The 22,803-nt window shown below is 68.4% G+C and carries 20 protein-coding genes; 12 read left to right on the top strand and 8 right to left on the bottom strand.

Going from position 1 to position 22,803, the window contains the following annotated elements:
- Positions 1–30: 30 nt before the first annotated feature.
- The 3 genes from YIM_RS43935 to truA all read left to right on the top strand — a co-directional run bounded on the left by YIM_RS43935 (position 31) and on the right by truA (position 2,677).
- Complete coding sequence (locus YIM_RS43935) at positions 31–1,104, top strand: DNA-directed RNA polymerase subunit alpha (RefSeq protein ID WP_153035983.1); 1,074 nt, start codon at positions 31–33, stop codon at positions 1,102–1,104.
- A 77-nt stretch (positions 1,105–1,181) separates the two neighbouring features.
- Positions 1,182–1,769 (top strand): 50S ribosomal protein L17, encoded by a 588-nt coding sequence (gene rplQ, locus YIM_RS43930; protein WP_153035982.1) that lies wholly within the window; start codon positions 1,182–1,184, stop codon positions 1,767–1,769.
- Between the two features lie 65 nt (positions 1,770–1,834).
- Positions 1,835–2,677, top strand: a complete 843-nt coding sequence (truA, locus tag YIM_RS43925) for a tRNA pseudouridine(38-40) synthase TruA (protein ID WP_194240379.1) — start codon at positions 1,835–1,837, stop codon at positions 2,675–2,677.
- Between the two features lies 1 nt (position 2,678).
- Here truA and YIM_RS43920 read toward each other — a convergent pair whose 3' ends face one another.
- The 3 genes from YIM_RS43920 to eccE form a co-directional block, all read right to left on the bottom strand.
- Positions 2,679–3,581, bottom strand: a complete 903-nt coding sequence (locus tag YIM_RS43920) for a DUF559 domain-containing protein (protein WP_228004390.1) — start codon at positions 3,579–3,581, stop codon at positions 2,679–2,681.
- A gap of 194 nt (positions 3,582–3,775) precedes the next feature.
- Positions 3,776–4,498 carry a hypothetical protein gene (locus YIM_RS43915; protein WP_113695910.1) on the bottom strand — a complete coding sequence of 241 codons (723 nt, stop codon included), beginning with the start codon at positions 4,496–4,498 and terminating at the stop codon, positions 3,776–3,778.
- A complete protein-coding gene (eccE, locus tag YIM_RS43910; protein ID WP_153037647.1) occupies positions 4,495–5,703 on the bottom strand; it encodes a type VII secretion protein EccE in 1,209 nt (402 codons plus the stop codon). Before eccE ends, YIM_RS43915 begins: the two co-directional genes overlap by 4 nt.
- A gap of 65 nt (positions 5,704–5,768) precedes the next feature.
- Between eccE and YIM_RS48825 the strand changes: the two genes are divergently transcribed.
- The 4 genes from YIM_RS48825 to YIM_RS43890 all read left to right on the top strand — a co-directional run bounded on the left by YIM_RS48825 (position 5,769) and on the right by YIM_RS43890 (position 9,549).
- The gene (locus YIM_RS48825; protein ID WP_194239950.1) at positions 5,769–6,080 is read left to right on the top strand and encodes a hypothetical protein; all 312 of its coding nucleotides are present in this window, start codon (positions 5,769–5,771) and stop codon (positions 6,078–6,080) included.
- Between the two features lie 161 nt (positions 6,081–6,241).
- Complete coding sequence (gene eccB / locus YIM_RS43900) at positions 6,242–7,909, top strand: type VII secretion protein EccB (RefSeq protein WP_153035980.1); 1,668 nt, start codon at positions 6,242–6,244, stop codon at positions 7,907–7,909.
- Positions 7,910–7,975: 66 nt separating this feature from the next.
- Complete coding sequence (locus YIM_RS43895; RefSeq protein WP_153035979.1) at positions 7,976–8,290, top strand: hypothetical protein; 315 nt, start codon at positions 7,976–7,978, stop codon at positions 8,288–8,290.
- Positions 8,290–9,549 (top strand): WXG100 family type VII secretion target, encoded by a 1,260-nt coding sequence (locus YIM_RS43890; protein ID WP_153035978.1) that lies wholly within the window; start codon positions 8,290–8,292, stop codon positions 9,547–9,549. The genes YIM_RS43895 and YIM_RS43890 overlap by 1 nt, the downstream gene beginning before the upstream one ends.
- 76 nt (positions 9,550–9,625) lie before the next feature.
- Here YIM_RS43890 and YIM_RS43885 read toward each other — a convergent pair whose 3' ends face one another.
- Both YIM_RS43885 and eccD read right to left on the bottom strand, forming a co-directional pair.
- A complete protein-coding gene (locus YIM_RS43885; protein WP_304505975.1) occupies positions 9,626–11,302 on the bottom strand; it encodes a type VII secretion-associated serine protease mycosin in 1,677 nt (558 codons plus the stop codon).
- Positions 11,303–11,327: 25 nt separating this feature from the next.
- The gene (gene eccD, locus YIM_RS43880) at positions 11,328–12,695 is read right to left on the bottom strand and encodes a type VII secretion integral membrane protein EccD (RefSeq protein ID WP_153035977.1); all 1,368 of its coding nucleotides are present in this window, start codon (positions 12,693–12,695) and stop codon (positions 11,328–11,330) included.
- 295 nt (positions 12,696–12,990) lie between these two features.
- Here eccD and eccCa point away from each other — a divergent pair, with 295 nt between their 5' ends.
- The 5 genes from eccCa (at position 12,991) to YIM_RS43855 (ending at position 20,220) form a co-directional block, all read left to right on the top strand.
- Positions 12,991–16,998, top strand: a complete 4,008-nt coding sequence (eccCa, locus tag YIM_RS43875) for a type VII secretion protein EccCa (protein WP_153035976.1) — start codon at positions 12,991–12,993, stop codon at positions 16,996–16,998.
- Between the two features lie 42 nt (positions 16,999–17,040).
- On the top strand, positions 17,041–18,972 hold the full coding sequence (locus tag YIM_RS43870; RefSeq protein WP_228004389.1) for a type VII secretion-associated protein: 1,932 nt from the start codon (positions 17,041–17,043) through the stop codon (positions 18,970–18,972).
- A 3-nt stretch (positions 18,973–18,975) separates the two neighbouring features.
- Complete coding sequence (locus YIM_RS43865; protein WP_153035975.1) at positions 18,976–19,356, top strand: hypothetical protein; 381 nt, start codon at positions 18,976–18,978, stop codon at positions 19,354–19,356.
- A 212-nt stretch (positions 19,357–19,568) separates the two neighbouring features.
- Positions 19,569–19,886, top strand: coding sequence for a WXG100 family type VII secretion target (locus YIM_RS43860; RefSeq protein WP_153035974.1), 318 nt, complete (start codon positions 19,569–19,571; stop codon positions 19,884–19,886).
- Between the two features lie 49 nt (positions 19,887–19,935).
- Positions 19,936–20,220 (top strand): WXG100 family type VII secretion target, encoded by a 285-nt coding sequence (locus YIM_RS43855; protein ID WP_153035973.1) that lies wholly within the window; start codon positions 19,936–19,938, stop codon positions 20,218–20,220.
- A 60-nt stretch (positions 20,221–20,280) separates the two neighbouring features.
- Here the strand turns inward: YIM_RS43855 and YIM_RS43850 are convergent, their stop codons facing one another.
- From YIM_RS43850 to YIM_RS43840, 3 genes are read right to left on the bottom strand one after another with little or no spacing between them, the layout of a single operon-like run.
- Positions 20,281–20,949, bottom strand: a complete 669-nt coding sequence (locus tag YIM_RS43850; RefSeq protein WP_153035972.1) for a DUF4333 domain-containing protein — start codon at positions 20,947–20,949, stop codon at positions 20,281–20,283.
- Positions 20,950–21,002: 53 nt separating this feature from the next.
- Positions 21,003–21,899, bottom strand: coding sequence for a hypothetical protein (locus YIM_RS43845; RefSeq protein WP_153035971.1), 897 nt, complete (start codon positions 21,897–21,899; stop codon positions 21,003–21,005).
- The gene (locus YIM_RS43840) at positions 21,896–22,798 is read right to left on the bottom strand and encodes a hypothetical protein (RefSeq protein WP_153035970.1); all 903 of its coding nucleotides are present in this window, start codon (positions 22,796–22,798) and stop codon (positions 21,896–21,898) included. Before YIM_RS43840 ends, YIM_RS43845 begins: the two co-directional genes overlap by 4 nt.
- Positions 22,799–22,803 lie beyond the last annotated feature (5 nt).

Below are 22,803 nucleotides of genomic sequence, written 5' to 3'. Positions count from 1 at the left end.
GCGGGCGTCGGCAGGACAAGGAGAAGGAAAGTGCTGATTTCCCAGCGGCCGGCTCTCGGCGAAGAGACGGTCAACGAAACCAGGTCCCGGTTCACCATCGAGCCGCTCGAGCCCGGTTTCGGTTACACGCTCGGCAACTCGCTGCGGCGCACGCTGCTGTCGTCCATTCCGGGCGCGGCGGTCACCAGCATCCGCATCGACGGGGTGCTGCACGAGTTCACCACCGTTCCCGGGGTGAAGGAAGACGTCACCGACATCATCCTGAACCTGAAGGAGCTCGTGGTGAGCTCCGAGGAGGACGAGCCGGTCACCATGTACCTGCGCAAGCAGGGCCCTGGTGAGGTCACCGCCGCGGACATCGTGCCGCCGGCCGGGGTCACCGTGCACAACCCGGATCTGCACATCGCCTCGCTGAACGGCAAGGGCAAGCTGGAGATCGAGCTGGTCGTCGAGCGTGGCCGCGGCTACGTGCCCGCCCTGCAGAACAAGCAGGCCGGCGCCGAGATCGGCCGGATTCCGGTCGACTCGATCTACTCGCCGGTGCTGAAGGTGACCTACAAGGTCGAGGCCACCCGTGTCGAGCAGCGCACCGACTTCGACAAGCTCATCCTGGACGTCGAGACCAAGCCGTCCATCACCCCCCGCGACGCCGTGGCTTCTGCGGGCAAAACACTGGTCGAGCTGTTCGGCCTGGCGCGTGAGCTCAACGTCGACGCCGAGGGCATCGAGATCGGGCCGTCGCCGCAGGAGGCGGACACCATCGCCGCCTACGCGATGCCGATCGAGGACCTCGACCTGACCGTGCGGTCCTACAACTGCCTCAAGCGCGAGGGGATCCACACGGTCGGCGAGCTGGTTTCGCGGTCAGAAGCAGACCTGCTCGACATCCGCAACTTCGGTGCGAAGTCCATCGACGAGGTCAAGCTGAAGCTCGTCGGCCTGGGCCTCGCGCTCAAGGACAGCCCGCCCGGGTTCGACCCGACCGCGGCCGCGACCAGCTACGACGGCGAGGGCTGGTCCGAGGGCGTTGGCGGGATCACCGACGGTATTTCGGACAACGGCCACGACGATGGCCAGGACTACGCAGAGACGGAGCAGCTGTAGGACCGGTGGTCGCTCCGATGTGGTGACGCATCGGAGCGACCTGGTTCTGTGGCTGAGAAGCTGAACTAGGAGAACCGATGCCCACCCCCACCAAGGGAGCCCGTCTCGGCGGGTCGGCCGCCCACCAGCGGCACCTGCTGGCCAACCTGGCCACGTCGCTGTTCGAGCACGGCCGGATCACCACCACCGAGGCGAAGGCCCGGCGGGTGCGTCCGCTGGCCGAGAAGCTGATCACCAAGGCGAAGCGGGGCGACCTGCACAACCGTCGCCAGATCCAGCAGGTCATCCGTGACAAGTCGGTCGTGCACAAGCTGATCGCCGAGATCGGTCCCGGCTTCGCGGACCGTGCGGGCGGCTACATCCGCATCACCAAGACGATGCCGCGCAAGGGCGACAACGCCCCGATGGCGGTCATCGAACTGGTGGCGGAGAAGACCGTGACCGCCGAGGCGCAGGCCGCGCGCAAGACCAAGTTCGCCAAGGACGAGGCCCCGAAGACCGCGGAGGCCCCGGCCGAGGAGACCAAGGCCGACGGCGCGGAGACCGACCAGGACGCGGACGCGCCCGAGTCGGCCACCAAGGACGCCACCGACGCCCCCGCCGACGTCACCGACGAGGCCAACGCTTCTGCGGGCGAAAGCACTGCCAAGAAGGACGAGTCCTGACGGCTGCGAACACCCCGGACGAGCCCGCCACCCCCACCGGGGAGGGCGGGCTCGTTCGTCTGCGCCTGGAAGTGTCTTATGACGGCACAAACTTCTCTGGTTGGGCCAAACAACCAGGTCGGCGCACTGTCCAAGGCGTTCTCGAGGACACCCTCGCCAAGCAGCCGCCCGGCGTAGCCGTCCCTCGTTCCGTGGTCGTCGCAGGCCGCACAGACGCCGGCGTCCACGCCTCCGCCCAAGTCCTCCACCTCGACGCCCAGCCTTTTGCGGGCAAAAGCGTGAACACGCGGATTCCGGTGGATGAGCGGGGCATTCCTGATCTTGAGCGCATGCGTTACCGCTGGAATCGGCACCTGCCGGCGGACGTACGAGTGCTGGCCGCGACGGTTGCTCCGCCCGGCTTCGATGCGCGGTTCTCCGCGGTCCGCAGGCACTACCTTTACCGCGTCTCAGATGCCCCCTGGGGCGTCGATCCGCTGCGCAGATACGACACGCTCGCCTGGGGCCGTCCGTTGTCCGTGGACCGCCTCAACGAGGCTTCGGCCGAACTGCTCGGCCTCCACGACTTCGCCGCCTTCTGCAAGCAACGCGAGGGCGGCACCACCATCCGAGAGCTGCAGCGGTTGGTCTGGCGTCGTACGGCTGAGTATGCGGTTGAGGTCGAGGTTTCGGCGGACGCGTTCTGTCACTCGATGGTCCGCAGCCTCGTTGGCGCGCTGCTTCAGGTCGGTGACGGCCGCAAAACCACCGGCTGGCCAGGGCAGCAGCTGGAGTCCCGCGTTCGCGACAGCGCGGTCGCACCGGCTCATGGGCTGACGCTGGTGGGCGTCGACTACCCGCCGGACGCCGAGTTGGCCAAACGAGCCGAGCAGACCCGCAACGTCCGCACGCCTGATTCCGTTTCGTAGTTCAGGCGCGAGCTCCAGCCAGCTGGATTCGTTTCAGGATCGTCCGGTAGTCGGAGGCGAGATCCTCCGCCCGCACAATCACAAACTTCCAACCTGCCTTCGCCAACCTTTGTCGTCGCTTCTTGTCGCGGAGTTGCTGCGCTGCGGTTTCATGCACCCTCCCGTCGTATTCGACCGCTGTTTTCTTCCCTTCGATGGCGAGGTCCAGGCGGCCGATGAACTCGCCGTTCTCGTGCACGTTCAGTTGGGTCGTGGGACGCAGGCCGCCGCATTGCATGACGACGCGCAGTTCGGACTCCGGGTGAGATTCCGCTTTCGTGTCAACGAACTCAAGGGCTATGCGGCCTAGTCGCACGCCCCAGTTTCTTCGGTGCCTGCACTCGACCTTGAGCTTGTCGATCTTGATCTTTTTGCGTCGGAGAAACATGTCCAGGTCGGGTACCGCCGTGCGCAGGCGGCGGACGGTGCCTCGCAAGCGAGGCGTATGACGGAAGATGAGGTCGAGGGCGATGCGAATTGGGCGCGCCATTCGTGCGTTCGCCCAGGGTTTTGACTCACCTGGCTTGATATTTGTGCGTCGTATGCGCATCCCAGCGACCGGCCCGAAGCGAGACGTCTCGGGGACGACGAATTCGACCGGGTCGTAGGGTTTGGCGAGCTTAACGCCGTGGACGGTTGCCGCCGACCGGCCGGTCAGCACCGCTTCCGGCGGTACTCGCAGGGTTGCGCCGCGGCATCTGAGTGCATGCGTGACTTTGACGTCCGAGCGAACGTAGACGTCTTGGAACAGCCGCCTGAACCGAGGGCCCTGGAGCTGCGCCTTGGTGACGAAGCCAGCTGCGACGGCAGCCGAACCGCGGAAGACGTCGTTCAGACGTGGATTGAGGACAATTTTCTTGACCATGATCGGAGCGTGAGAGGCGGCACCGACAGAACCGTCCCAGTCACGCCGAACGCGCCAGACTTGTCCACAACGCACTAAGTCATCCACAGCCCCGCACGAGACGTGCTACGCAGCGATGACGCGCCTTCAGCGGGCAAAAGCCGGGCGGGGCATGCTTCTGCCCGCAGAAGCATGCCCCGCCCGGTGTCGTGTGGTTAGTCGCCTCGGCGGACTGGGCCGAGGAGTTGTTGTTCCTTCGGGGTGGTGACCAGGCGCAGGGGGCGCCACAGGTTGCGGCCCAGTGCGACCACCTGGTCGTCCTTCAGCGTGGTCAGCTGCCGCATCATCTGCGGGGGCAGGTTCCAGATGCGCGCCGCCAGCTCGGCCTGGCCGATCGGGAGGCGTTGCATGAGCACCAGGTCCGCGGCGTTCGCGGTGGCCCCGGCCTGCGGGTGCAGGTACGGCAGCACGTAGACCGTCGTCTGCCACGGCGAACGCGGCGGGAAGAGGTCCTGCGGAGTCGGGCCGCCGTCGGTGATCACCAGCAGCGGGGCGTCTTCCGAAGGCCGCGGAAGCTCGACCGGCGACAGACGTCGGATCTGCACCAGCGGCGACGGACGCCCGTTCGGCTGGTTCCCGGCCGCTTTCGCGAGCAGTTGCCAGGCCGTGGGCCGACCGGTGGCGACCACGACCCACGCACCGACCGCCATCGCCCGTAGCGCGACCTGCCGGGCCAGGTAGAGCCCGCCCACCAGCACGATCCTGGTCGGCGTGGAGCGGAGCGCCGAAATGGTCAGCGGCTCGTCCTTGAGACCGGAGCCCAGGACGATGCCGCCGCGGTCACCGGACGGGCTGACCGCGTCCAGCATCGCCGGGTCCACCGAGAACTCTGGAGCCACGCCGATGTTCTGGCCGGCGTCGCGCATTCGCGTGCTCATGCCGTGCCTCCCATCGGCATCGTGGCGGCCAGGCCGGACACCTGACGGCCGCGCAGCAGCGTGAGGTCGATGTTGAGCCGGTCCGAAATGGCCTTCATCCGGTCAGAGGCGACGTCCAGCTCGCGCGGGTTTCGCGCGCTCAAGCGCACCACGCCGCGGAGGCCGATCCTGCCTTCGTCCGCAGAAGGCGAGATGGACATTGCGATGGTCGAGGACAGGGCGCGCACGCTGCTGAGCGCGTTGAGCGTGCCGGTGATCTTGCCCTTCGGCCAGCCGCTGATCGCGTAGCTCGCATGGCCTATGCCCGCGGAAGTCACGCTGTCCTTGCGCTCTTGCAGCGCGACTCGGGTGCCGGAGCCTGCGACGGAGGTGAGTTCTGCGGCCGAAAGCCCGGCGCGGAGGAGTTCGTCCGGGTCCAGGGGGCGGGTGGGGACGCCTTGCGACTCGAGGGCGTTCCTAACCCGCGAAAGCGCGCCGATCAGGGCGCGGTGCGCGCCAACGACGCCGCCACCACGTTCCCGCACGGCCGTCGGGCAGCGTCGCGGGTCCAGCCGGATAGCGACCCACGTCGTACGCCGCGCGGCTGCCTGCAGCGGACCCAGGACCTCCATGTACGAGCTGAGCGCCGGCGAGTCCGACGGCAGGGCCGCGCTCCCCGGGTAGCAGTGCCAGATCACCTGGATCGAGTCGAGCACCACACCGCGGTCCTCGAGGCACGGCGCCAGCGCGGAAAGCGGAAGGCTCGGCGCCCCGCCGGCCTGGCTGATCAGCGCGGGAGCCGGCTCAACCAGGAGCACCGCGGTCCACGTTCCGTCGTTCCAGGCGAGACCGACCTGCTGCCGCTCGTGGTCGACACCGTGCGCCACCACCAGATCGGGGACGACCAACCGCAGCAGGTTCACCCGCGCGTCGTCCGGACCGGTCACCGCGTCCTCGGCCGCCGCGATCGATTCGATGCTGCTCGGCGGAGTGGGATTCGCCACTCGACTGTGCGACCGCATCGAATACCGCAGGCTGAGACCAACCCATTGGGTGAACCATTGCCCGCCCCAACGCAGAAAAGCGATCACCAGGGCGACGGCCGTCACACCGATAGCGACGTACAGCAGCTTTTCGTTGATCGCGAGCAGCACGAGCCCGATAGCCAGCCCGACCTCGAGCACGACCAGGTTCATCACCGGCAGCGGACCGAGGTTGATCCCCATCGCGCGACGCCGGGCCGCACCGATCCGGACCGGAGCGGCGGGCGGAGGACCACCAGCGGGACGCGGTGGCGGGCCGGGCGGCGGACCGCCACCAGGTCCACCCGGGCCCCCGGGCCCTCCAGGGCCGCCCGGACCCCGCGGCCCACCCGGCCCACCAGGTCCGCCGGGACCACCAGGACCTCCCGGTCCACCTGGGCCTCCGGCCCCACCGGGTCCGCCAGGCCCACCGGGACCACGCGGTCCCGCGGGACCACCAGGTCCACCGGCAGGGCCTCCCGGACGCCTCGGCGGCGGGCCGGGCGGACGGCCGCCGGGCGGAGGTGGTGGCGAACCCGGAGGCGGCCCCGGAGGTCCAGGTGGACGTGGAGGAGTGGTGACCGACATCCGCTCGTTCTCTTCCCCTCGTGCTTGCAACTGCGCCGGAAAGCCAGTCCGGAGTGTCGAACACTAGCCGGAGTTGGTAGAAACCAACCACCAGCCGTCCCCGTGCGGCTATCCTGCGGAACCGTACCGCGAGTGGGAGAGCTGTAGGTCGAGAATGCCGTCAACACCGACAACAAAGTCTCAGGTCCAGGCATATCAGTTCGTGCTGCGCAGGATGCAGTCCGCGTTGGTCCGCAAGGACGCCGTCATGCTCCACGACCCCATGCGGACGCACTCGCGCGCCACGATCGTGGGCGTCGTGCTGGCAGTGATCGGCATGCTCGGGTTCATCATTTTCGGCTTCATCAAGCCGGCGCCGAAGCCACCTTCCGCGGGCATAGTCATCGGCGAGCAGTCCGGTCAGATCTACGTGAAGACCGAGAATCCGACCAAGCTGATCCCGACCTTCAACCTCGCCTCCGCGCGGCTGATGCTGCTCGGCCAGCAACAGCAGGCGCCGGCGGACGGCCAGCAGGCCGGTCAGCAACAGCCGGGCGCCGCACCCAAGCTCGTCGAGCCCGCGGTGGTGCCGGACGAGCAACTGAAGGACATCCCCCGCGGACGGCAGCAGGGCATCATCAACGCGCCTCAACTTCTGCCGAATAAAGACCAGCGCATCTCCGACAACTGGGCGGTGTGCGACTTCCTCCGCATCGACCCGAACCAGCCGGAGAGCGTGGGCCTGCAGCAGGCTTCCCGCGAAACCAGCGTGCTCGCCGGCGTCTCGAACCTCGGCACCGACGGCATGGGCCGTGAACTCGGCGACCGTGAAGCGCTGCTCGTCACCGGTGACAACGCGGCCACCTACCTCGTCTACCGGCTCGCGAACCACGCGAACCAGCCGAACGCCAGCGTGGTCAAGGCGCGCCTCGCGCCGGGCAACATCGTCAAGGCGGCGCTGGGCGTGACGGTCAACGGCCGCAAGATCTCGACCGGTCTGCTCAACGCCATTCCCGAGGTCGACCAGCTGAACGAGCAGCGGGTGCAGAACGCGGGGGCGCCGACGAGCGGCTTCAACATCGACAACCTGCCCATCGGCGCGGTGTTCAAGACACAGCTTTCCGGCGGCTCACCCCAGTTCTGGGTGATCCACCAGACCGGGATCCAGGAGATCTCCGAGGTGGCCGGCGACATCATCCGGACCACGAACACCTCGGTCCCGCAGAACAAGGAGGTTCGCACAGTGAACCTCGACCAGATCGCCAACGTCCGAAAGGTCACGGCCGGCATGCCGGAGGCGCTGAAGGTGGACACCTACCCGAGGCTGAAGCCGGAGATCCTGGACCCGATCAAGAGCGGCACACCGGCGACCTGCCTCGGCTGGCGGACCCAGGGCGACGGGGCCACCAAGGACGAGCGCACCGCCGTCTACGTCAGCAACGAGGTGCCCTTCCCGAAGGACGCCAACGGTGTGCGGCGGACGCCGGTCGCGGTGGGCCAGGCGACGCCGGACGGCATGAAGATCGACAGCTTCTACATGCAGCCGGGCCGGGCCGCGGTGGTGCGGGCGGCGCAGTCGAAGGACTCGTTCACCTCGGGGCCGATCTCGCTGGTTTCCGATCTCGGGTTGCGGTACGGCGTGCCTGACCTGCCGACGGCGCAGGCGCTGTTCGGTCCGGACCCGCAGGCCCCGGCGCCGGAGAACATCCTCAAGCTGCTTCCGGCGGCCGCGACGACGTTGAACGTGAACGACGCGAAGCGGACCTATGACTCGGTGCCGGTGGACCCGAACGCGGGTTCGTTCCCGAGCGCGGCTCCGCAGGCCGAAGGCGCGGGAGGCTGACGGAACCGTCGACCGGGGGCCGTCGTCACACCGCAGAAGTGGGCACTCGAGTCCGGAGGTGTGGTTGTGTCGGGTTTCAAGGTCGATGCCGAGGTCGTCGCCGAATACGCGAGATCGGTGGAGGACGCCGCGGCCGACCTGGACACGGCGCACGGCGCGCTGACCGGCCAGGCGCTGGGCGGTGAGGAGTTCGGCGTCCTGGGACGCGAGGCGGGGGCTGCGGACGCGTACGCGCGAGCCGCAGCCGCCCTACGCACCCAACTCGCCGACGGCCGCGACGCCCTGCTTTCGGCCGCAGAAGCCTTGCGGGAGGTCGCGGGCCAACACGGTGGCGGCGAAGAAGACGCGGTGTCGACGCTCAAGAAGGCGGTGGAGTCCTGATGGGCATCCCGAACTCCGAGCCCGACGTCTTCCAGGGCCTGCGGGCCACACCCACCCCACCCGCCGCGGCTGCAGGCTTTAGCGGGCAAAAGCAGGATCTCCCTGGGCCGGTGCAGGCGGAAAATGTGCCGCAGCGGTTGGTGGAGCCGCCGGCTGCTCCTCCAGAAGCCGAAGGCAAGGGCGGGCACCTCGAGTTCCTGTCCGAGCTGTCGAGGCAGTTGGGCGTCACCGACGTCGTCGAGGCGCATCTGGTGCCCGTTGTCGGTCAGTGGACGGAAATGCGGGCAGAGGCGGAGCGCTGGCGTGCGGCGGCGGCTTCTGCGGGCGAAATCTCGAAGGAGCTCGCGGAGCCGCTCGGCAAGGTGGACGCGGGTTGGGAGGGCGAGAACGCCGACGCCTTCGTGGCCTACATGGGCAAGATCAACTCGGCCAGCGAAGCCGCGCAGGAGGCCATGAACACCATGGCCGACGCTCTCGACGAGACCGCTGACGCCATCGAGCGGATCACCGGCACGATGATCGACGTCGTGCTTGATGCCGCAGAAGTCGCTTCCGAGTCCGCGATGTTGCCGGTTGGCGGGGCGGAGCGGGCGAGGAATCACCTCGTCGACGTGCAGCAGTCCACGCAGGCCCTCCACGACTCCGTGCGTGACGTGCTCGAAGAGTTCGCTCGTTTGTGTGACGGTGTCGAGGGGAAGGACGCCGAAGAGCGCAGCGTCACGATGGAGAATCAGTTCCCCGGCGAGAAGTTCGCGTTGAAGGACGACTCAGCCCCGCCCGCTGCCGCCGTGGCCGGTGGGACTGCGGTGAAGGCCGAGGAGGCCGCCGAGAAGACCGATGTGCCCGCTGAGAAGGCGACTGGGGCACCAGGTGGGAGTGGCGGCGGTAGCGGCAAGGAGCACGCGGCCAGCGGCGGCGCTGGGGCGGTAGGAACCGACACCGCTGTGCCGTCGCCTCCGCAACCTGGGAACCAGGTCGCCGCGGGAGCGCCGCCGGCTGGTGAGCCAGTGGCCGCGAGTTCGGGCGCCGCCGCTGCGTCGAGGGGTGCTGCGGGCGCCGCCGGGTCTCCGATGATGGGCGGCATGATGCCCATGGGTATGGGTGGCATGGGTGGCGGCGGCCAGGGCGGCAATCAGGAGCACCGGGTGAAGACCCGGGCGACTACCGACCCGGTGGACCTGTTCGGGAAGCCGGAGCAGGTCGCGCCCCCGGTCCTCGGCGAGGACCCGGTCCGGAAATCCCCCGAGAAGGGCGCCTGACACTTCTGCGGGCAAAAGCAGGTCCACCCGGGCTGGGTGGCCTGTTTTTGCCCGCAGAAGCAGGTTGGCTGGGGCGTCAGGCGGGTTTGTTGGGGGTGGCGGGGCGGTTGCGGCGCACGGTGTGCACCACGAACAGGGTGATCAGCAGGGCCACCACGCCGCCGGCCGCGCCGGAGAGGGCCACGATCATCGGGGCCTGGTCACCGTCATTTGCGGGCGGAAGATCCGAGGGCAGGGAGGCGGGGACCGGGAGTTTCTGCTGCAGCGGGGTCGACAGGGCGATCTTGTCCTCGCCCGGGATGACCGCGGTGAGCGCCGCCATCGGGTTGATCACGCCATAGCCGACGAACTGGTCCCGTCCGGTGCGCGAGCCGGGGTGCTGCGCGGTGGTGGTGATCCGGTTCATCACCTGCCGCGCGTTCAGGTTCGGGAACTTCGCCCTGATCAGCGTCGCCAGCCCGGCCACGTAGGGCGAAGCGAAGCTGGTCCCCTGGATCGGCAGGACCTGGTCGCCTTCCACGGTCTGGTTCGCGAAGTCGCCCATCCGCGCGTTCTTCGACGGGTCCAGCGAGATGATCTTGGTTCCTGGCGCGGCCACGGTCACCCACGGCCCGTTCACGCTGAAGCTCGCCACGCCGCCGGTTTCGTCGATGGCCGCCACCGAGATCACGTCGTCGGTGAACCACGGCGGGCTGACGATGTTGATCGGTTTGCTCGGGTCCGGCTGGTTGTTCTGCTTGCACGCCTCGGAGGTGTTGCCCGCCGCGGCGACCACCACGATGTCCTTGTTCACCGCATACCGGACGGCGGCCTGCAGCGCCTGCTCCTCCGGCGTGATTCCGCCGCCAGAAGCAGGTCGGCAGTTGTCGACGGACATGTTGATGACGCGGACACCCTCGGTGTCGGCCGCGGTGCGGACCGCCTGGGCCAGCGTGGTCAGGTTGCCCGCGCCCTGGCCGCCCTGCTGCCGGCCCTGGTTCCCCTGGCCGGGCACGGTGTCCGAAGCGGAGGCACCGGCGGTGCCGCTCGACTCGGCGGGCTCTTCGGTGCCGGACTCCTCGCCCGCACCGCCCGATGGCGGGGGCTGCTCACCGGACGGCTGCCCCGACTCGCTGTTCGGCGGCGCCGCCGGGGTGGCCGGCTTGTCGTCGACCTGGTAGTTCTGGCTGGACTGCCGGATGGAGACGATCTGCGCGTCCGGGGCCACACCCATGAACCCGATGTTGTCCTGCTTGCGGGCGCCGATGATGCCCGCCACCTCGGTGCCGTGGCCGTCGCAGTCCTCGAGGCCCCGGCCCTCGCTCTTGACGTAGTCCCCGCCCGACTGCACCGGCTGGCCGAACGCCGGGTGCTCGGTCACCCCGGTGTCGATCACCGCGACCCGGATGGTCTCCCCGGTCGGCGTCCTGCCGACGTGCCCGTTGGTCGCCGCCCGCATGTGGTCGTGCACCTTGTCGAGCTGGAGGTACTTCTGCGCCCAGGGGATGTCGGGCAGCGGGATGTTGTTGTTGAGGTCGCGCGTGACGCAGTCGATCTTCTTGACGTAGGCCTTGTCCGGTTTGTTCGTCGCGGCCGGGACCTTGCCCAGATCCACCGGCGGCGGCACCAGCGGGGCCGTGCCCGGCGGGGTGCCAGGGGGCGGCGAGCCCTGCTGCGCACTCGCGGTCAGCGGGCTCAGGCCGGGGGCCAGGATCGCGACTGTCGCGGTGAGCAGCACCGTCGCCACCCGAGACGGTGTTCCGAACGAACGCACTTCTTCCCCCTAAAGGTTCCCGCGGTCAGCGCGGGAAGTCGATGTGGCGCAGCGTCGAGTACAGGTCCATCACCGCGAGCGCGAGCGGCAGCACCGTCGCGATGCAGATCGCTTCGATGATCTCGACCGTGCGGCGAAGTGGCGGTGAGAAGCGCTGGCCGGGGAAGATCACCCCGACCACCAGCGCGCCCGCCGCGACCAGCACCAGGGTGCCCGCCACGAAAATCAGCCTGCCCATGCCGTCCTCGGTCCAGAGCCAGCCCAGCAGGATTCCGCCCGCGGAAGCTATGCCGGTGGCGAGCAGGGCGACGGCCTGGCTGCCGTTGGCGTATGCCCTTCCCCGCAGAAGCAGCACGAGGGTGGCGACCACGGCCATGATCACGCCGAAGATGCTCGGCGAGGTGGCGGTGATGATCGCGGCCAGTGCCGCGGTGGCGCCGCAGCCGATCAGCAGGCCGGTCATGTAGTTGTGCGCGACGGCGGTGCGGCGCTCGATGGCCGTGTAGTCGGGGAAGCCCGAGTCCTCCTTCAGCTCCTCCGCGCTGCCCGGCACGTGCGGCAGCGGCAGTTTCGCCAGTTGGAGGGTGATCCTCGGCAACATCGAGATGAAGGCCAGCGAGACCGCGGCGGTGCCGGCGGCGATGCCGGGCATCGGGTGCGCGACGAAGGTGGCGACCAGGAAGGCGACCGACCACAGCGCGGCGGCCGTGGCCGCGGCGATGAACGTGGTGATGCCGGCGCCGATCACCATGATCGCCACCGACGCGACGATCAGCACCAGCGCCGACGCGAGCAGCAGGTTGGCCCGGATCCCCAGCCCGGGCACGATGTAGAACCCGCTGACGAAGGCGAGTGGCAGCCCACCGGCCGCGGCGATCAGCACCCCGGTCGACTCCGCCTGGTAGGCCTTGACCAGCGTGGCGCCTAGCGCGATGCAGGCGATCGAGCCGACCCCACCGGCGATCGCGGCCGCCAGCGCGCTGCCACCGAACAGGCTTCCGCCCGCAAAAAGCGCGACAGCAGCGAAGAACAGGGCGAGGCCGCCGGCGATGTGGCCGATGCGCTGGGCGGTCTCCTTGGTCCACGGCCGGAAGCTGTCCGGATCGGACTCCGCGATCGCGTCCACCACGTCGTCGTACAGCGGCGGCGGCGGGTTCTCGTTGCGCTTGCGCAGCTGCAGCAGCTCACCGTCGATCACGCCGAGCGAGGCCAGTGTCCGGCTCGGGTCCAGCGGGGCGTCACCCAGCTTGGCCAGCGCCCAGCCGCCGTGGCGGGCACCGCCGTCGGGGGTGGTCTCCTTGGCCATGTCGAGCAGCATCGGCAGCAGATCGGCCACCGCGACGTCAGCCGGCAAGGCCACGTCGATGCGGGTGCGCGGCGCGACCACCGTCACCCTGCTGAATACCGTCGTGCCCGTTGCCACTGGATGCCCCCTGCCTAGAGAGAATGCTGCGGGCAACTTATACCCAATGCCCGCGTCACCGTCTTCGCCCGCCCGTGGCCGAACGGATCGGCCCGGTCGGCGAGCGGCTCTAGTATTAACGCACTTCCGGTGGTCGTGGGGGTAGTTCGCGCGATCCCGGCCAGGTTGGGCGGTCTTCACCCGGAGGGCCGTCCGGTTCGCTACCGTGTGGACCGGCCGTGTCTGCCTCGCGGCCGGATTCGCCGAGTTGAAGAGGGGTCCTTCGGTGAGCACGCTGCAGTTCAAACGGTCGCCGCGGCTGGCCGCGCCGCGCCCACCCGGTGGCGAGGTTCACCTGGAGCCGCCACCCGAGGTGCCCCGGACGATCCCCGGCAACATCGTGATGAAGCTGCTGCCGGTGGTGATGATCGTCGCCTCCATCGGGATGATGATCTTCATGTTCACCCTCGGTGGACGCAACCCGATGATGCTGATGATGGGCGCCATGATGGTGATGGGCACCGTCGGCATGATGGCGGGCGGTGGCGGTCGCGGTGGCGGTCAGAAGAAGGCCGAGATGAACGAGGACCGCAAGGACTACCTGCGGTACCTCGGGCAGATGCGGGAACGGGCCCGCGAGGCGATGGTCGACCAGCGCGCCGCGCTCGAGTGGGTACACCCGGATCCGCAGGCGCTGTGGTCGCTGGCCACCAGCCGCCGCATGTGGGAGCGCCGGCAGAACGACCAGGACTTCCTGCACCTGCGCGTCGGTCGCAGCTCGCACCGGCTCGCCACCCGGCTGGTGCCGCCGCAGACCGGCCCGGTCGACGAGCTGGAGCCGATCGCCACGCTCGCGCTGCGCCGGTTCGTGCGCGCGCACTCGATCGTTCCCGACCTGCCCACGCAGATCACCCTGCGAGGTTTTGCGGCCGTAAGCATGCAGGGGGACAAGGAGCTGACCCGTGGGCTGACGCGGGCGGCGCTGGCCCAGATGGTGACCTTCCACTCGCCGGACGACGTGCTGATCGCGATCGCCACGGCCGGGCGGGCGAAGGAGGAGTGGGAGTGGGCCAAGTGGCTGCCCCACGTCCAGCACCCCGCGCTGTCCGACGGCATCGGCCAGCTGCGCATGATGGCCGGTTCGCTGGCGCAGATCGAAGCCTGGCTCGACGAGGAACTGCGGGACCGGCAGCGCTTCTCGCGCAACGCGACGCCGCCGCCGGACCAGCCGCACGTCGTGATCGTGATCGATGACGCCGACGTGACCCGTGAAGAGCAGATCATCCTGGAAGAGGGCCTGGTCGGCGTCACGCTGATCGACCTGTCCGACTCCATCGGCAACCTGGCCGCCCGTCGCGGGCTCCGGCTGGTCGTCGAGGAGGAGCGGCTGGGTGCGCGCAGCGCGGGCGGGGTCGAGTGGTTCGGCCGCCCGGACACCCTCAGCCTGGTCGAGGCGGAGGCTTTAGCCCGCAAACTCTCGCCCTACCGGATCGGGACCGCGGCTCAGGAGGCCGACGAGGACGAGCCGCTGCTGTCCAACCCGTCGCTGCTCGAGCTGCTCGGCATCCCCGGCGACCCGATGACCTTCGACGTGCAGCAGGCCTGGCGCCCGCGGCCGATCCGCGACCGCTACCGCGTGCCGTTCGGTGTCGGCGAGTACGGCCAGCCGGTCGAGCTGGACATCAAGGAAGCCGCGATGGAGGGCATGGGCCCGCACGGCCTGTGCATCGGGGCGACCGGTTCCGGTAAGTCCGAGTTCCTGCGCACGCTGGTGCTCGGCATGCTGGCCACGCACTCGTCCACCACGCTCAACTTCGTGCTGGTCGACTTCAAGGGTGGTGCGACCTTCCTCGGGCTCGACAGCGCGCCGCACGTTTCCGCGGTCATCACCAACCTCGCGGACGAGGTCACGCTGGTCGACCGTATGAAGGACGCGCTGGCCGGTGAGATGAACCGGCGCCAGGAGGCGCTGAAGAACGGCGGCAACTTCAAGAACGTGTGGGAGTACGAGAAGGCCCGTGAGAACGGCGCCGACCTCGACCCGCTGCCCGCGCTGTTCATCGTGGTCGACGAGTTCTCCGAGCTTTTGTCCGCGAAACCCGACTTCATCGATCTCTTCGTGGCGATCGGTCGTCTGGGTCGTTCGCTCCAGATGCACATGCTGCTCGCCTCGCAGCGACTCGAGGAGGGCAAGCTCCGCGGTCTCGACTCGCACCTCTCCTACCGCATCGGCCTGAAGACGTTTTCGGCCGCGGAATCTCGTGCGGCGATCGGTGTGCCGGACGCGTTCGAGCTGCCGTCGGTGCCCGGTGGTGGGTACCTGAAGTACGACACCTCGACGATGGTGCGCTTCAAGGCGTCCTACGTCTCCGGTCCGTACCGCCCGGCCGGCATCAAGATGGCCGCGCCCGGTGCGACCGTGGTCCGCGCGGACAAGCGGCCGCAGCTGTTCGTGCCCGACTTCGTCGAACTGCCGAAGGAACCCGAGCCCGAGCCGGAGCTCGTGATTGAGCAGCCAAAAGCCGAATCGGACGAAGCGGTCGAACCGAGCGAGCTCGACGTCATCGTCAACCGCCTGATCGGGCAGGGGCCGCCTGCCCACGAGGTGTGGCTGCCGCCGCTGAAGGAGCCGAGCTCCCTCGACACGCTGCTCCCGAACCTCAACCCCACCGAGGATCGCGGCCTCTCGCCGGTCGGCTTCTTCGGCAACGGGCGCCTGCAGGTCCCGCTCGGCATCGTCGACCGCCCGTACGAGCAGCGGCGCGACCCGCTGTGGGCCGACTTCTCCGGTGCCGCCGGGCACGGCGTGCTGGTCGGCGGCCCGCAGTCGGGCAAGTCGACCATGCTCCGCACGCTGATCATGTCCATGGCGCTCACCCACACCCCCGAGGAAGTGCAGTTCTACTGCGTCGACCTCGGTGGTGGCACGCTCGCCGGGCTCGCCGGCCTGCCGCACGTCGGTGGCGTCGCGGTGGCCCGCCGTGAACCGGACAAGGCGCGCCGCATCATCGCCGAGCTGACCACGCTGGTGAACGAGCGTGAAGGCCGGTTCGGCGCGATGGGCATCGACTCGATGAACGAGTTCCGCAACCGGCAGCGCCGCGGTGAGATCAAGCCGGAGCAGGACCCGTTCGGTGACGCCTTCCTGATCGTCGACGGCTGGAAGGCCCTGCGCGACGACTTCGACGAGCTCGAACCGCAGATCACCAAGCTGGCCACGCAGGGTCTGTCCTACGGCGTGCACGTGGTCATCGCCTCGAACCGCTGGGCGGACATCCGCCCGGCGATCAAGGACATGCTCGGCACCCGGTTCGAGCTCCGCCTCGGTGACCCGAGCGAGTCCGACATCGACCGCCGCGTCGCGGTGAACGTGCCGGCCGGGCGTCCCGGCCGCGGGCTCACCCGCGAGAAGCTGCACATGCTGACCGGCCTGCCGAGGGTCGACGGGTCGAGCGATCCGGAGAGCATCGGTGCGGGCGTGTCCGACGCGGTGGCGAAGATCAAGGCCGCGTGGAAGGGGCGCCCGGCTCCGCAGGTGCGGCTGCTGCCCGAGATGTTCCCGTACGAGCAGTTGCTCGCGCAGGACACGAAGCGGAACACCAAGCTGGTGCCGATCGGCCTCAACGAGGAGGACCTCTCGCCGGTCTACCTCGACTTCGACGCCGACCCGCACTTCATGGCGTTCGCCGACGGCGAGTCGGGCAAGACGAACCTGCTGCGCACGATCGCCAAGGGCATCACCGACCGGTACTCGGCCAAGGAGGCCGTGGTCATCCTGGTCGACTACCGGCGCACGATGCTCGGCTTCATCGAGGGCGACCAGCTGGCCGGCTACGCGGTGTCGTCGAACCAGCTGGACGGCATGATGAAGGACGTCGCGGGCTCGATGAAGAAGCGGCTGCCCGGTCCGGACGTCACGCCGGACCAGCTGCGGAACCGCTCGTGGTGGAACGGTCCGGAGCTGTTCGTCCTGGTCGACGACTACGACCTGGTGGTGACGCAGACCAACAACCCGCTCAAGCCGCTGTCGGAGTTCCTGGCCCAGGCGAAGGACGTCGGCCTGCACCTGATCGTGGCCCGGCGCACCGGTGGTGCCGCGAAGTCGACCTACGACCCGGTGATCGGCAAGCTCAAGGAAATCGCCATGCCGGGCATCATCATGAACGGCTCCAAGGACGAGGGGCAGCTGCTCGGCAACGTCAAGCCGTCGCAGATGCCGCCGGGCCGAGGCACGCTGGTCAGCCGTAAGGTCGGCAAGCAACTGATGCACGTCGCCTTCCTGCAGGGCGAGTGATCGGCTGGCCCGGGGCCGGTGGGATGAGTACGGGAGCGGTTTGTGACCTTGCGGGTCGCGGTGGACTTCGGCACCTCGAGCACGTGTGTCGTGGCGTCGATCAACGGCCGCGAACCGCAGGTCGTGGTGGTCGACGGGCAGCCGTTGATGTCCTCGGCGGTCTACGCGGCGCCGGACGGCACGCTGTTCGTCGGCCAGGAGGCCGAGCGGCAGGCGGCGGTCGACCCGTCGCGGTTCGAGCCCAACCCGAAGCGGCGCGTCGACGAGGGTGAGCTGCTGCTCGGCGACACCGTGCTCCGCGTGCTCGACGCGGTGAACGCGGTGCTCCGCCGGGCGGTCGACGAGGCCCGGCGGGTGGCCGGTGGGGCCGAGGTGGGTCTGCTGGTACTGACCCACCCGGCGGACTGGGGCGCGATCCGCACGCGGCTTCTGCGGCAAGCAGCAGGTCGGCTGGCGCACGAGGTGGCGCTGGTGCCGGAGCCGGTGGCGGCCGCGGTGTTCCACGCCGCGACCTTCGCCGCGACCGAGGTCAACCAGGAGCGGACGGTCGAGTTCAGCGGGCGTCCCGGTGAGACGATCGCCGTGCTGGATCTTGGTGGCGGGACCGTGGACGTGAGCGTGGTCCGGCGGATGCCGCGCGGACCGGCCGACCGGCGCGGCGGGTTCCAGGTGCTGGCGACGCGGGGTGATCCCAGTTTCGGCGGTGCCGATGTCGACCAGGCGCTGCTGGAGCACGTCGGGAGCCTGGTGTCGGGTTCGGACCCGGCGGCTTGGCGGCAGCTGGTCGAGGGCCGCGAGCTGGCGGACCGCCGGCGGCGACGGGTTTTGCGGCAAGATGTGCGAGGCGCCAAGGAGACGCTCTCGCGGCACACGTACACCGATGTGCCGATGCCGCCGCCGTTCGCCGACGCGCACGTGACGCGGGAGGACCTGGAGAAGCTGATCGCGGCGCCGCTGGGGCGGGCAGTCGAACTCACCGCGGCGGCGATCGACGAGGCGGGGCTGCGGCCGAAGCAGCTGACCGCGATCTTCCTGGTCGGCGGCTCGAGCCGGATCCCGATGGTGTCGCGGCTGGTGCACGAACGGACAGGGGTGGTGCCGACCACGCTGGACCAGCCGGAGACGGTGGTCGCGCGGGGCGCGCTGCGCGCGGTGCTGATCGACCCGGACCGCACGGGCGCCCTCCCAGGCGGCACCCCCGCACGCCCTCCGGCCTTACGCCCGCTCGGCGAACAACGCACCGAAATCGTCCGCCCCGGCGACCGCCCCCGTCCGCAGGCTTCTGCGGGCAAAAGCATGTTGCCGGGACCTGGGCCGGGGCACCCTCCGCCGGTGCGGGTGCCGCAGCCGGTGCACCAGTCGCCGTCCCCGCCGTTCGGGCAGCCTGTGCTTTCGCAGGCAGAAGCAGGTCCGCGGGGGAAGTGGAAGCGCAGGGCGCCGTGGCTGATCGGCGGGGTGGTGGTGCTCATCGCGGCTCTGGTGGCGACGCTGCTCCTGCTCAACCAGGGTGAGGACGGCCGGACGATCGCGCAGTACAACTACCAGTTCGTCGCGCCCTCGGACTGGACTCAGACCGGGGGTGTGGTCGAGGAGCGCAAGGTCGAGCTTCACCCGTCCGAGGCGCAGTCCGGTCTGGACCTGGTGGTCGTGCAGGAGTACTCGAACAACTACGACGCCTCGGCTGATCCGGGCAGGCTGACCAGCGAACTCGAGTCCGCCGTGCGCGCCCGTGCCAGCGAGTACCCCACCTTCGAACCCCGGCAGGCTTTTGCGGGCAAAAGCCTGATCTACTATCGCCAGCTCAAGACCGATGGGGTTCGTACCTGGTATGTCGACTGGTACGTGGAGGCGAAGGGGGATGTGCGCATTCACGTCGGCTGCCAGTACGCGGACAGCTTCCAGGACCGCGTCCGTCCCGCCTGTGAGCAGATCGTGCGCACCCTGGTGCTGACCAACCAGGTCCCGGGGCGCTGAACCGTGGAGGACAACGCCGCGGCGCGGTTCCGGGCGACCGTGCAGAACGCCGTCACCCATTCGGAGCGGGTCGCCGGGGAGGCGAAGGCTCGTAGCGATCGCCACCGGGCGGAGAACGCCGCGCTCGCCCAGCAGTTCCGGGCCCGCCGCCTGGCCGGGAGCGACCCCACCCCGACCAGTCCGGCGCTGCGCGCGGCGGCGAGCGGCTTTCGCGTTCGCAACGCGCTTCCGGTCGAAAATCTGCCTTCGGCCGCGGAATTGGTTCCAATTCGCAAGAGGGAACGGCCGAAGCCGGCTCGTGTGGGTGACGAAGACGAGGACTTTTCGCAAGAGCGAATCATGCGCCGAGTGGACGGAACCCGTCCCGGGGAGCCTCGCAAGTAGTCGGAAACCGTTGTGCCGCAACGAATTCAGTCCGCCCTGCCGGTCATCGGAAACCCCCGGTTCCGCCCGGTTCCCAGATCCTGCGTTAACGCAAGCAACTACTTGGGAACAGATGGCGACAAGGGGAACCAACCATGGCAAGGTCTGCGTCGTAGGTCCGTACAAACAAACAAGCTTGGTACGGACATCCACTAACGAAGGGGGCCACTCACATGGCTGGCAGCGGTTACACCGGAGACCCGGCACTGTTCGCTGAGGCGCACAAGAACGTCTCGCAGACCAAGGCCGACATGGACTCCAACCTCGCCACGCTGAAGGCGAACATCGAGAACACCCGCGAAGGCTGGCAGGGTGAAGCCGCCACGATCTTCAACCAGGTCATGGAAGCCTTCGACGAGAAGTCGCGCAAGATCAACGAGGCGCTGCAGCACATCGCCGACATGCTGCAGCAGTCCGGTGTCAAGTACGACACCCAGGACGCCGACGTCAAGGACCAGGTCTCCAAGCTCGGTTCGATCCTCAACGGCTGATCTCAGTTCTCGTAATCCACAGACTTTCACTAAAAACGGAGGGTAAGAAATGTCGATCGTTGTTAATTACGAGACGATCCGCACCGCGGCGGAGGACTGCAACAAGACCGGTGGCGAGCTCGAGCAGCGCTTCGAGGACCTGAAGCAGCAGCTGGCTCCGCTGGTCGACACCTGGACCGGTGAGGCCATGGAGGCGTGGAACCAGCGCCAGGACGAGTGGAACCGCTCCCTGGAGGAGATGAAGGCCCTGCTGGCCCGCATCGCCACCGCGCTGCCGCAGATCGCCGACGGCTACCAGGACACCGACAAGGGTGTCGGGAACATGTTCGCCTGAGCATGATCTCGTAGCAAAGGGCCCCGACTTCGGTCGGGGCCCTTTGCGTTGTCCACAGTTCTACTTCGGTGCGCCGACTTCGAATTCGGGCTTGTCGTTGAGCACCCGGATGGTGACCTTCTTCGGCTGGCCCGCCACGTTCACGTCGCAGTCGAAGGTGTGCCCGGTTTTGATCTCCTGGCTGTCCGGGCATTTCGCGTTCTGCACGTCCTGCTCGCCGTAGCTGTCCTTCAGCACCGTGGTGATGCCGCTCTGGACGGAGCTCGGGTCGAGCACATCCCCGCTGAAGAGGCCGCCGAACCAGGCGGCCGCGCCGCCCGCGGCCAGTACCACTACCGCGACGCCACCGATGATCAGCGGCTTCTTCTTCGACTTCTTCTTGTTCTCGCCCCCGTCACCGAACGCACCGAGCCCGCCGTACTGGCTTGCCGACGGCTGGAAACCGCCGCCGTACTGCTGCTGTTGCTCCTGCGCTGGCGGCTGTTGCTGCTGTGCCGGGTAGCCCTGGTGCTGCTGTCCCCACTGCTGCGGCTGCGGCGGTTGCTGCTGAGCGGGCTGCGGTCCGCTGGGCGGGTAGCCAGGCTGCTGCTGCGGGTAGCCGCCGTACTGCGGTGGCGCGGGCTGCTGCTGCGGCCACTGGCCTTGCTGCCCCCACTGCTGTTGCTGGGGATCCGGCTGTGGCGCGCCGGGCTGCCACCACTGGCCCGGCTGGTTCGGGGGCTGGGTCATGAGCGGTCACCTCGTGCGACGGTCGGGTTGTTCTCAGTCATGGTCACTCCTGGTCACCGGCCCTGCGCCTCGCCCTTGCGGCGGTTGAAGTCGTCCACCGCGGCCTGGTCCGGCAATGCGGTCACCTGGGCGGCATCCGGAATCGCCGGGATGTCCTTCTCCGTGGCGCCCTCGATGATCTGGAAGAGGTAGTGGACGTCGATCTGCACGTCCTTGTCGATTTTGGACTTCCCGTTGAACTTGCTGGTCATCTCGATCTGCCTGGCCTTCATCTGCGGCGTCAGCGAGATCTTGGTCTTGACCAGGTTGTTCATCATCTCGTCGGTGAACTTCGCGATCAGCTCGTCCGGGAACTGCTCGATCTTGAATTCCAGGAACGTGCGGAAGGTGATGTCGACTTCGAGTTCGACGCTGCCGTCGGCGAGCCGTTTCGCGACCTTCGCGGCTTTGTAGTTCTTGGTGGCGTTGACCATCGCGTTGACCATTTTGCAGGCGGCGATGTATGTGCCCGTGGCACAGGCACCCAGCTCACCGGTGGCGAATTCGGCGGGCATGGAGACCCACGGCGTGGGAGCCAGGCTCGTGTACATCGGCCCGAGCAGCGCGTAGGTGATCTTCTCGCCCGCCGGGTGCAGGTAATCGATGGAGTCGTTGAGATTGTCCTTGGCGTGGTTGCGCACCAGCTCCGCCGGCGGACTCCCGATCTGGACCGTGCTGATCTGAGTGCTGACGCCCTCACCGTTGATCAGGAAGGTTTTGTCCAGTGTCGCCTTACGTGGTGGCATGCCCTGGAAATCGTCGTGGAGCTTTTCCAGGGTGTCGGTGAACTTGGCGCTGACGTAGCCCGCGGCCTCGTCGCCGTCCGGGATGGGGGTGCCGGCTTTGCCTTGCGCGCAGCCTGCGACGAGGAGTGCGGTGGCGGCGACGGCCGCGAGCAGTCGTCTGGTCATCGGCCCTGGATTTCCGCGCGCCTGCGGTTGAAGTCGTCGACCGCGCCCTGGTCGGGCAGCACGGTCACCTGCGACGCGTCGGGGATCGCGGGGATGTCCTTCTCCGTCGCGCCCTCGGTGATCTGGAAGAGGTAGTTGATGTCGATCTTGGCGTCGTTGCCGGTTTTCGACTTGCCCGAGAAAGTGCCGTTCATCTCGATTTTCGACGCGGTGTTCTGCGGCGTCAGGGTGATTTTCGTGGCGATGACCGTGTTCATCATCTCGTCGGTGAACTTCGCGATCAAATCGTCCGGGAAAAGCTCGATCTTGAATTCGACGAAAGTGCGGAGCGTGATGTCGACAGCCAGCTCGACGCTGCCGTCCGGCAGCCGTTTCGCCGATTTCGCCGCCTTGTTCTCCTTGGTCGACTTGACCATCGCGTTGACCATTTTGCACGGCGTCAGGTACATGCCGGTCGCGCACGCGCCGATCTCCCCGACGGCGAAGTTGCGCGGCATCGACACCCACGGCGTCGGCGCCAGGCCGGCGTACATCGGGCCGAGGAGCGTGTAGTTCGTCGTACCGGTCGCCGGGTAGAGGGCGTCGGTGTAGTCGTTGAGGTCGACCTTCGAGTGGTTGCGCACCAGCTCGGCGGGCGGTTTGCCCACCTGGACGGTGCTGATCTGCACGTCCACGCCCTCGCCGTTGACGTGGAAGACCCGGTCCAGCGTGGCCTTGCGCGGCTTCATCGCCTGGAAGTCGTCGTGGAGCTTTTCCAGGGTGTCGGTGAACTTGGCGCTGACGTAGCCCGCGGCCTCGTCACCGTCGGGGATGGCGGTGCCCGCTCGGCCCTGGGCGCAGCCCGCGAGCAGCAGCAGGCTCGCGGCCAGCGCCGCGGCCCTCCGCGCGTTCCCCGTCATCTCCT

Origin of the sequence: Amycolatopsis sp. YIM 10 (assembly GCF_009429145.1) — a bacterium.
GTDB lineage: Bacteria > Actinomycetota > Actinomycetes > Mycobacteriales > Pseudonocardiaceae > Amycolatopsis.
The sequence above is the reverse complement of the archived record's forward strand: the minus strand, read 5'-3'. Positions and strand labels throughout refer to the sequence as shown.

Coding starts and splice junctions, on each gene's coding strand:
- rplQ (WP_153035982.1), top strand. CDS start 1,182: ATGCCCACCCCCACCAAGGGAGCCCGTCTCGGCGGGTCGGCCGCCCAC.
- YIM_RS43920 (WP_228004390.1), bottom strand. CDS start 3,581: ATGGTCAAGAAAATTGTCCTCAATCCACGTCTGAACGACGTCTTCCGC.
- YIM_RS43915 (WP_113695910.1), bottom strand. CDS start 4,498: ATGAGCACGCGAATGCGCGACGCCGGCCAGAACATCGGCGTGGCTCCA.
- eccE (WP_153037647.1), bottom strand. CDS start 5,703: ATGGGGATCAACCTCGGTCCGCTGCCGGTGATGAACCTGGTCGTGCTC.
- eccB (WP_153035980.1), top strand. CDS start 6,242: ATGCCGTCAACACCGACAACAAAGTCTCAGGTCCAGGCATATCAGTTC.
- YIM_RS43890 (WP_153035978.1), top strand. CDS start 8,290: ATGGGCATCCCGAACTCCGAGCCCGACGTCTTCCAGGGCCTGCGGGCC.
- YIM_RS43860 (WP_153035974.1), top strand. CDS start 19,569: ATGGCTGGCAGCGGTTACACCGGAGACCCGGCACTGTTCGCTGAGGCG.
- YIM_RS43855 (WP_153035973.1), top strand. CDS start 19,936: ATGTCGATCGTTGTTAATTACGAGACGATCCGCACCGCGGCGGAGGAC.
- YIM_RS43850 (WP_153035972.1), bottom strand. CDS start 20,949: ATGACCCAGCCCCCGAACCAGCCGGGCCAGTGGTGGCAGCCCGGCGCG.
- YIM_RS43845 (WP_153035971.1), bottom strand. CDS start 21,899: ATGACCAGACGACTGCTCGCGGCCGTCGCCGCCACCGCACTCCTCGTC.
- YIM_RS43840 (WP_153035970.1), bottom strand. CDS start 22,798: ATGACGGGGAACGCGCGGAGGGCCGCGGCGCTGGCCGCGAGCCTGCTG.